General features: G+C 52.4%; 5 protein-coding genes. 2 read left to right on the forward strand and 3 right to left on the reverse strand.

What is annotated here, in order from left to right; translation table 11 throughout:
• Positions 1 to 130 precede the first annotated feature (130 nt).
• Entirely contained in the window at positions 131 to 2806 is a 2676-nt protein-coding gene (locus tag ACP5SG_RS04315) for a M16 family metallopeptidase (RefSeq protein ID WP_424661217.1), read from the forward strand.
• A 137-nt stretch (positions 2807 to 2943) separates the two neighbouring features.
• On the forward strand, positions 2944 to 3618 hold the full coding sequence (locus ACP5SG_RS04320; protein ID WP_428122302.1) for a DUF3108 domain-containing protein: 675 nt from the start codon (positions 2944 to 2946) through the stop codon (positions 3616 to 3618).
• Between the two features lie 37 nt (positions 3619 to 3655).
• Here ACP5SG_RS04320 and ACP5SG_RS04325 read toward each other — a convergent pair whose 3' ends face one another.
• From ACP5SG_RS04325 to ACP5SG_RS04335, 3 genes are all read right to left on the reverse strand, one after another.
• The gene (locus ACP5SG_RS04325; protein WP_237889150.1) at positions 3656 to 6574 is read right to left on the reverse strand and encodes a DEAD/DEAH box helicase; all 2919 of its coding nucleotides are present in this window, start codon (positions 6572 to 6574) and stop codon (positions 3656 to 3658) included.
• A gap of 10 nt (positions 6575 to 6584) precedes the next feature.
• Positions 6585 to 7505: a site-specific tyrosine recombinase XerD gene (xerD, locus tag ACP5SG_RS04330; RefSeq protein WP_237889831.1), complete on the reverse strand. Its 921-nt coding sequence runs from the start codon at positions 7503 to 7505 to the stop codon at positions 6585 to 6587.
• Between the two features lie 5 nt (positions 7506 to 7510).
• Positions 7511 to 8040, reverse strand: a 530-nt coding sequence (locus ACP5SG_RS04335; protein WP_428122308.1) for a hypothetical protein, incomplete at its 5' end; no start/stop codon positions are given.

An 8040-nucleotide genomic window follows, 5' to 3' on the forward strand; every position in this document is an offset into this window, starting at 1 on the left:
ACATGGCTATCGTACCGCAAGGACATCGAGTATCTTTACAAGGTTAATGGCTTAGGTCGTACCAAAATTCACGCGCAGTGTCAAGACCTTTAATGAACAGTCATTCATCAAAAAAAGGAGACGAACTTCCATGCCGGGGTACAAAGAAACAATCATTCTCCTTGCGGCCTTCCTGGTCTCGGTCGTATTCCAGCTAGGTATCAGACCCCTTGCTGCATGGGCTGAAGACATCCTGCCTGGGGCAACGAAAATCAAACTACCGAACGGCCTGACCGCAGTCATCAAGGAGACGGACCGTGCACCGGTGGCTGCCGTCCAGGTATGGGTAAGGGCCGGCAGCAGCTATGAGACGGACCGAGAGGCCGGCATCACCCATCTCATCGAACACATGATATTTAAAGGCACAAAGAAGAGGGGGCGAGGGGAGCTTGCAAGGGCCATAGAATCCATAGGCGGGTCGATCAATGCCTATACGTCCCTTGATTACACCGTCTATCACTGCGAGGTGCCCAGCCGATTCCTTGGGGAGGCCATAGATGTCCTCTCCGACGCCGTACTCAACTCGAACTTTGAGCCAGATGAACTTGCAAGGGAAAAGGATGTGGTGCTCGAAGAGATGAAGATGCGGAAAGACATGCCGACATCCGCACTCTTTGATCTACTCATGGAGACATCATATGAAAAATATCCATACAGACGCCCCGTTATAGGCTTTGTCAAAACAGTCAAGTCCTTCACGAGACAAGACATCATGGATTATATGGCCAAGAGATACAGACCTGAAAACATACATGTCGTGATAGCCGGTAATGTAAACACACGGGAGGCGGCAAGATATGTCCGCAATGCATTCAAGACGCTCAAGACGTCCAGAGAAAAGGCGGATATGGATGTAATCGAACCACTGCAGGACGCCCCTAGGGCGGCAGTCAAGACGATGGATATACATGAAGGCCACTTAGCCATTGCATTCTCCGGCGCACCCGGCTTCAACGACCCACGCGCGCCCGTCCTAGACGTCTTGGCGGCGCTCCTTGGAGGCGGTAACAGCTCAAGACTGAACAGATCTATCAAGGAAGACAAACAGCTCGTCTATCAAATCGATTCATCTGCCTTTACGCCTCTGGGACCTGGTCTGTTCGAGGTGACCGCCATCCTTGCCCCTGAGAAGACCAGGGACGCGCTTACCGCCATACTCACAGACATCTACCGATTACGCACAGAGGCTGTGGGCCAAGAAGAGCTCAACAGGGCCAAGATCCAGGTTGAAACAGATTTCATCTATGCCCAAGAGACGATGGAAGGCGAGGCTCAGAAATTGGGTCTGTTCGAGACGATGGCTGGAGATCCTTCAGCGCAGACGACATATCTGGAGCGCGTAAAATCGATTACGCCGCGAGACATCCAGCGGGTTGCTACTGACATATTCAAAACTAAGAATATAAACATCGCCATGGTCATGCCGAACTGGAAGGCGCCGAAGATCACCAAAAAAGACCTGACGGCCATAATAAAATGCGCCGAAGGCGTGGCTGCCGCATCGCCGATCAAGACACATAAGGCACCCATGGGTTTCAACATTAAAGAGACCACGCTCTCAAACGGCGTAACCATACTCGTACGGGAGGTGCGGGATGCACCTACGTTTGCCGTGCGGGCAGTGTTTCCAGGCGGGGTGAGATACGAGACCGAAGATACAGCTGGCCTCTTCAATTTTCTTGCAAGGGCATGGACCAAGGGCACAAGACTGCACAACGCCCAAGAGCTCGCTGCGCTTATAGAGGGCATAGGCGGAGAGATAGACGGATTTTCGGGCCAGAATTCGTTCGGGCTCGAAGGCCGCTTTCTAAGCGATCATCTTGGAGATGGCCTCTCGCTTTTCGCCGAAATCCTCCTTAATCCAATATTCCCGGATGAAGAGATAAAAAAATTGCAACCATTGCTCATCGCAGGCCTCAAACGCCAGGAAGATTCCCTGCCGTCGGTCGCCGTAAGGGAATTCAGGCGCGAGCTCTTCAAACCGCACCCATATTCTCTGAATCCCCTTGGCACAGAGACATCCATAATGGGGATCACATCCGAAAGGCTCGCCATCGCCTATAACGACTTCGCGAGGCCGGACCGGGCGATAATCTCTATAGCCGGGGACGTGAACCCTGATGAAGTCACAAAAAAGCTCAAGGCATATCTTGAAAAATGGGGCGCTGGCAAAACCCTTGACCCGCCCACCTTGCCGACCCCGCAACCACTTGACTCTCCTAGGACCGTAACGGTTAAAAAACAAGACAAACAACAGTTACACATCGTGCTTGGTTTCCCAGGTGTTACATTTAAATCCAGCGAGAGATACGCCGTAGAGGTATTAAACGCCGTTCTGGCCGGTCAGGGCGGGAGGCTTTTTACTGAACTGAGGGATAAGAAGGCGCTCGCATACTCCGTAACCTCTTTTGTAGGCCTCGGAATAGACTACGGCTCATTCGCCCTTTACATAGCCTGCGCACCGCAAAAGAAAGAAGAGGCTATAAAAGGACTTTGGCAGGAGATAGAAGCGGTGCGAAACGGATCCGTATCGCCTGAAGAGCTTGAAAGGGCCAAGATGTGGCTTATAGGAAATTATGAAAACGACCTGCAAACCAACGGGGCGCAGGCAATGGACATGGCCCTTAACAAACTCTACGGCCTTGGTGCAGGATTCGCCAGGATATATCCAAAGGAAATAAAAAAGGTGACAATCTACGATGTCAGACAGGCGGCCGTGCACTATCTCAACCCTGAAAGATATGTACTCGTGGAGGTAGGTCCATAATACCAACAACACTGAAAACACAAAGGCCACCATGCAGCCGCTGGGCCGGCGTATCACGCGCCAAATACTGGATCGCAGGCATGCTCCTCGCCTTTTTTGTCACCCCGATGCAGGCCTCTACATCATCATTATCATCATTGGAAAAAGAATCTAGACAGGAAGTGCCGCAGGAAGAACTTAGATACAGGATAACATGGAGCGGCATACCTGCCGGTGAGGCTGTATTGGACACCATCAAAAGCGGACAGTTCATCACCTACCGGCTCACGGCCAGGAGCCTTCCCTATATAGATGCAATATATCCGGTAAGGATACATGAGGAATCCATAGTCACATCAGACGCCCACCGGCCTGTCAGTTTCTATAAAAGGTCAAGGGAAGGTCTTATGGGAAAGGAGGGTGTAACGCAGGTCCTGTTCAATGCAAAGTCAGGCTACGTGGAGCTATGGAAAAACGGGAGGTTCAGGGGGAGGCTCATAGTATCCGAAGACGTGCAGGACCCACTTTCCTGTCTTTTTTGGTACAGGACGAACGGAAAACCCGAGCATGACGTCAGGCTCAGGATAACGGACGGCAAAAAGATCATCACCGGCACGGCCCATATGATAAAACGGGAAGAGATAGAGACGCCCGCCGGCATATTTGACACCTTCCTGCTCAATCCCCGGATGGAAGGACTTTCAGGCGTCTTCAAAAAGAGCCCAGGGGCAGAGATCATGGTGTGGCTGACAGATGATGCAAGAAAAATCCCAGTACTGGTCAAAAGCAAGGTGGTGGTCGGCTATTTCAGCGCTGAGCTTATAAGCCGTTGATGAAAGGCCTCAAAGGCCTGTGTTCACAAAACAACACTCAAGAAAAGAGAAAGGCAATATCCTCCGCTGAGAGCCTCTGCAATGCCTCATTGCGCCCTGAAAAAAAATCAGCGACCAGCTCCTGCTTTCTTTCTTGAAGCATCAAGACCTTTTCCTCCACGGTGCCCTCCGAGATGAGACGATATGTAAAGACCTTTTTATCCTGGCCTATCCTGTGGGCCCTATCAACTGCCTGGAGCTCCACAGCTGGATTCCACCACGGATCGATCAAAAACACATAATCGGCAGCGGTGAGATTAAGACCTACACCGCCTGCCTTGAGGCTTATCAAGAAGAGCCTTGCATCTTCGCAGGATTGAAACCTCTTCACCCTTCTTGCCCGTTCTCCAGCCGGCGTCTTGCCATCCAGGTATTCATATTCGATGCCTAACTTGGCCACAGCCTCTCTGACAAAATTAAGCATATCGGTAAATTGAGAAAAGACCAGTGCCTTGTGACCTTGGAACACCACAGCCCGCTCCACAAGAGACACAAGCTCCTTGAGCTTACCCGAACCGATGCCCCGCATACCTACAAGCCCCGGGTGTACTGCAACCTGTCTTAATCTCAGAAGCCCTTCAAGCACCCTGAATCTAACGGTATCCTTGCCGCTTCCGGCCCCACGCACAACTATGGCCCTATAGCGTTCCTTTATATCTTCATAAACCCTGGCCTGACCTTCCGTCATGGGACAACGAACCAGATGCTCCACCTTTTCCGGCAGATCGCACGCCACATCACCTTTGGTGCGTCTCAGGATAAACGGATGGACAATCTTCTTTAAAAACATCAGGGCCTCATCGTCGCCATCAGCTGCAGGCCTTATGAATCTCGCATCAAAGGCGCTGTAAGGGCCGAGAAGGCCTGGGTTCAGGAAGGCCATCTGCGACCACAGCTCACCAAGATGATTTTCGATAGGCGTCCCGGTAAGGCAAAGCCTGTGAACACACCTGAGACGTCTGGCAGCCCTGGCCGTGATGGACGCCGCATTTTTTATGGCCTGACTCTCATCAAGGACCGCGTAATTGAAACGCCACCTTGTCAAAAGGCCAATATCTAGCCTCAAAACGGCATAGGTGGTAAGGACTATGTCGGCATCGTCAAAACCATTCTCAATCAGACGAAAACGGTCCCGGCCGCAATACAAAACAACCTTCAGCCGTGGCGCAAAACGCGCGATCTCCCCTTGCCAATTGAACAAGAGTGAGGTCGGCGCTATTATAAGTGAGGGACCGTTGTCTCTGCCTTCCCCTGCAAGCATGGCAATGACCTCGACGGTCTTTCCAAGCCCCATATCATCCGCAAGCACACCGCCAAAACCAAACCATTTCAAAGACAAAAGCCACCCCAGGGCCTCCTTTTGGTAGTTGCGAAGTCGGCCTTTGAATGACTTCGGAACCTGTACGTCTTTAAAGGAATGGACGGCCTTGAGCGACATGACAAATTCCCTGAAACGCCCATCTGTAAACTCCACGGCTTCGCCTTCAAGAAAGGCCTCAAGGATCAAGGCCTGGGAGGCCCTTATCCTCAGCCGCCCTGAGGCCTGCACACCTGTAGAAAGTCCAAGGACGGCAAGGTTCTTTTTGACCCATTCATCAGGGACAAGCCCCACGCTTCCATCATCGAGCCTTATTAAATGCTCTCCCCTCGAGGCCGCCCTCAACGCCCTTGTCAGCGGCACGGATATACCTTGTCCGAAAGAGATCTCACCTTCCAGATCGAACCAATCAAGACCTGAGAAGACCCTTAACCTCCCGACCTTTCCAACCCTTACAGGTCTGCCGTTATTGCCATAGACAAACCAGCCCTTCAAGGAAAGACCCCTGATCGCCTCTGATACACCGTAGATAGACCTGACAAAACGCCCATGCGCCCCCTCCTCAAACCCATGATCTTCAAGCTCCTTGCGATACAACGCCTCGTCTTCAGAGCTCCGCCGGACAATCCGCCAATCGGCGGCATCCAAGATCTCATGGCCTCGACTATCCAGCCCTATTAGTATGCCCCCATAATCCATAAAAGGCTTTGCCAAAAGCATACCATCCCTGAATTCCAGTATCAGGTGCGGAACCGGCTTGAGCGCAACCGGCTCAGGTCCGAACCCTTCAGGTGCGACTATACGCGGCCCACATGCAAGCGATGACGCCTTTGCGACAAGCCTTCTCAGCTCCCCCCTTGTCACAACAACCACATCTTTCGCACCTAGCATGGCCTTCAGCGCCTGAAAGGACGGGCCCTTGAGCGAATAAAGGCGCCCCTGCCAGATAAAATAAATCGGCTTTGTATTAAAAATATAGAAAAGAGACCTAATGTCCACAGACAGCCCATCGACCTTGATGGACGGTGAAAGGATGTAAGTGTCGTCCGTGTCTACCTCCATCGCATCAATTATTAATTCGGCCTCAAGGGGCTCGGCTGCAACGAGCGGCGCCGTCAGACGCCCTTTTTCATGGTGGACAAGAAAACAGCGGCCCGTCCTGGCCAGGAGCGGCAGCAATGCCCTGACATCCCTGGGCCCAAGCAAGATATTCGAAAACGACCTCGCGCCGCTGCGACAGGTACTGCTGCCTAATGGCCTTTCAGCTGCGATATCCCACAAAACGGCCATGATAAGTCTGTCTTCCGGCGGGAAATCCCGATGCTCAACAGATGCAGGACTGACGTCTCTGGCCCTTCCCAGTGCCCCATCTCTACGCAAATACCTCTCAACGGCGGAAAGCCTTACATGTTTACCCCCGAGTTCAAGCTCATAACACAGCACAAAACCCCCAAGTGCAGGGTTCCATGGCGTTGCGGCGTCATCGTTATGCCAGAGCTCAACCAGAAGGAAATCACCTATTCCGGCAGGGGTCTCCACCCCCTGCCTTGTCATCGGTATCTCTTTCTTGATCTTTTCAGAAATCATCCTCGTCTTCATCCACCTGTAATCAGCCTCTAGGATGGAACTTCCGATGCACCTCTCTCAGGCGCTTGAGATCAAGATGGGTGTAAATCTGCGTGGTGGTTATGCTCGAATGCCCCAAAAGCATCTGGACAGCCCTAAGATCTGCCCCGCGCTCCAGAAGATGGGTGGCGAAGGAATGACGGAGGGTATGCGGGGAGATTCTATGCCTGATCCCTTTCATGGCCGCATAGGTCTTCAATATCTGCCAAAATCTCTGTCTTGTGAGGGGTCTTCCATCCCTGCCGGTGAAGACATAGAAGCTCGCCGCCTTGCCGAGCATGCACGGCCTCGCCTCCTTCAAATAACGATCCAGCCAGTAAACAGCCGTCTCGCCAATGGGTACGACCCTCTCCTTTTCACCCTTGCCAGAGACCCTTATATAACTAAGCTTACGGTCTATCTGATCCAGTCTCAGCGTCACGGCCTCGGAGGCCCGAAGGCCACAGGCATATGAGACCTCGAGCAAGGCCTTGTCCCGAAGACCGATGGGTTTAAGGCAATCAGGGGCCTCCAAAAGCGCATTCACCTCCGGGATCGACAGCTGATCCGGCAGGCTCAACCCGATCCTTGGATTGTTAATGACCGTAAGCGGCGTCGGGTCAACGCCATACCCCTCGGACAAGAATCTAAAAAAAGAGCGGAGGGCCGACAGCCTTCTGGCCAGGGTCCTTGGCGAAAAACCTCTGTTTCTCTGGGTCTTCAGCCAGACCAAGACGTCGGAAGACGAGACAGCGCCTGGACCACAGGCCTTATCTCCGCCTAGTCCGTCAATAAAATCGAGGATATCCCTGCTATATGCCTCAAGCGTCTTGACCGAGGCCCCACGCTCCACTGTAAGGTGTGCCAAAAAATCGTCTAACAGGGTGGTCCACGACAAAAGATGAGCCGATCCAGTGCCTGACATGGATATCACAATTCGCCCACCCCGGCCCACGCGGCATCCCTTATCTCAAGGTCCCTTGCGTTCAGACTTAAGACCTTGAGCTTGCTTTTCAAACCCTGCCTCTCAAGAAGCCCCTTCCCACGAGAAAGCCTGACAAGCGCATCGATCGCCTCAATGACCACACGCGGCTCACTCTTAAAGTCCAGAAAAAGCATTAAGGTCGCCCAATCATCGGGTAGGCCGTAACGTTCCAGATAACGCCTTACCGCAGCCTCAAACTTTGCGGTCCCATATGTCTCATGTATAGCCCTTAAGTCCTTTGAATGTCCAGCACCACCTTTAGCCCCCATAAAAAGCCTATTGGCCTCTTTGAGATATCTCTCCTTAAGCCTGGGATCTTCCAGCGCCCTTTCAAGGCTACTTCGCTCGTCCCTTTTGTCTGATACGTCCCCTCTGTCTTTTATTCGGTCTATCTCTCTCCAACTCCTTTTTCTCTCAGACATCTCTTGATCTTGCCCCTCAACCCTCAAAGAAAAATCGGCCGCCCTGGCATTCC

The organism is Dissulfurimicrobium sp. (assembly GCF_049968175.1).
In the GTDB taxonomy this organism is placed as follows: Bacteria; Desulfobacterota; Dissulfuribacteria; order Dissulfuribacterales; family Sh68; genus Dissulfurimicrobium; species Dissulfurimicrobium hydrothermale.